Raw genomic sequence first — 1,785 nt, forward strand, 5'->3', positions numbered from 1 at the left:
GCTACTACTGTAGAAGCTCGTGTGGTTAACCCAGATGGTACAACAACTGGTGGTACAACTAAATTGTCCAACATCGCTGATGGAAAAGTAGCAGCTAATTCTAAAGATGCTGTGAACGGCGGTCAATTACATACTGCTAAATCTGAAATTGGTGCTATCATCGGTGGTACAACAATTAATGAAAATGGCAAAATTACAGGACCAACTTTCAGTATTACTAATGCGGAAGGTACTGCTGAAAATGCTGGAACTATTAAAGAGGCCATCGAAAAACTAGATGCAGCGAACAAGGGACAAAATACAAAAATCTCTGAAACAGCAGGAAAAGTAACAACTTTAGAAGGTAAAGTAGATGGTATTGTTGAAAAAGGTATGACTTTTGCTGGTGATGATGCAACAGCAGATAAAGTAACTCGTAAATTAGGAGAAACTTTAAATATCCACGGTCAAAATAATATCACTGTGAAAAAAGATGGCACGGCAGTAGATACATTAAATGTAAAACTTGCTAGTGACTTGAAGAATATTACTTCTATCACTAATGCTGATGCAGACGGAAAACCAGGTAGTAAAATTACTTTAGGAGCAAATGGTGTATCTATCGCTAATACTGCAGCAGGTGCAGATGGAGCAGCGGGTGAAACTAAAACTGTTACAATCGGTAAAGATGGCATCAATGCTGGTGGCATGAAAGTTACCAATGTAGCTAAAGCAGAAGCAGATGAAGATGCAGCGAATAAAAAATATGTAGATGATGCAATTACTAACTTAAATACAACAGTAACTAATAATGCAAATCTACGTTATGCTGGTGATACTAACGAAGGTGCAGCAGCTGGTGATAATCACTTGAACTTACCATTGGCCACAGGTACTTTAAAAGTAGCGGGTACAGCTGATCAAATCAAAACTGTGGCTAACAATGGAACTATTACTTTATCCTTAGATGAAAAAGTGACAGACAAATTAGCTAAACTTGGTGATACAGCATCTAATGGTCGTGATGGTAAAGATGGCACATCTGGTGCACAAGGCTTAACTGGCAAAGATGGTTTAAACGATAAAACATTAACAGATAAAGTGAATGCATTGCGTAATGGTGAAGCTGGATCTGTGGTATATACTAATGATGCTGGTGACCGTGTGGTAAAAGCAAAAGATGGTAAATACTATAAAGTTGATGAAGTAAAAGCTGACGGTACTGTAAAAACTGCTGAGGAAAACAAAGGTAAAAAACCAGAAGAAGTGACAACTCCACAAGCTCGTGTGGTAAATCCTAATGGAGAAACTACAGCGCCAACTACCTTGTCCAACATCGCAGATGGCAAAGTAGCCGCAGACTCCAAAGAAGCTGTAAACGGTGGACAATTGAACACTGTTAAATCTGATTTAGCTACAGCATTAGGCGGTGGTGCTAAAGTAGAAAACGGTGTATTCACAGGCCCTACATACAACATCACCAAAGATGATGGTAGCAATACGACAGAAGCAGTAAATAATGTAGGTGATGCGATTTCTAAATTAGATGGTCGTATCAACAATGCGAACACTACACTTGCTACTAAAGGATTAGATTTCACAGGTAACGATACAACAGATGCTGGCAAGGTACACCGTGACTTAGGTACTACTTTGACAATCAAAGGTGCAGAAAACTTCACTCGTACAGATGCTGAAACAAACAACATCAAAGTTGTGAAAAACAACAATGACCTTGATGTGAAATTAGCAGAAAACCTTGGTAATATCAAAGAAATCGCTGGTAATGGCAAAGATAACCTAGTG

General features: G+C 38.7%; 1 pseudogene. It reads left to right on the forward strand.

Annotated elements, in window-relative coordinates:
- Positions 1-1,785 (forward strand): annotated as a pseudogene (locus tag HMPREF9200_RS04255) (hypothetical protein); the annotation flags it as partial.

Origin of the sequence: Veillonella sp. oral taxon 780 str. F0422 (assembly GCF_000221605.1) — a bacterium.
Classification (GTDB): domain Bacteria; phylum Bacillota; class Negativicutes; order Veillonellales; family Veillonellaceae; genus F0422.